This window comes from Streptomyces sp. URMC 124, assembly GCF_051386455.1.
Lineage (GTDB): Bacteria > Actinomycetota > Actinomycetes > Streptomycetales > Streptomycetaceae > Streptomyces.
The window spans coordinates 1-274 of sequence record NZ_JBPQTS010000455.1 but is presented as its reverse complement, the minus strand read 5'-3'; the positions used below and the strand labels follow the sequence as shown (position 1 = coordinate 274).

Sequence of the window (274 nt, the reverse complement as noted above, 5' to 3'; positions counted from 1 at the left end):
ACCGGGGCCGGGCCCGGCGCGGGGGCGCGGGGCGGCGGTTGCGCGGCCCGGCGGGGGCCGAGCTGGTACGTGCACTTGAGCTGCACCTTGATGGTGACTTCGTCGTCGACGGCGTGCCCGGGGGCGGTGTGGCTGATGTGCCAGTCGATGCCGTGGTCGGGGAAGGGCTGGGCCAGTGAGCAGCCCGCGGCCGCGGCGACGGCGTGGAGGTAGCCGATCTGGAGCGTCTCCATGCAGGCGGTGGTGGCGAGCGAGCCGCGTCGGGGGGCGGGGG

1 protein-coding gene is annotated in these 274 nt (G+C 76.6%); it reads right to left on the bottom strand.

Annotated elements, in window-relative coordinates; translation table 11 throughout:
- On the bottom strand, positions 1 to 274 hold a 274-nt coding region (locus ACSNOG_RS33320; protein WP_436756406.1), incomplete at both ends, for a DUF4365 domain-containing protein.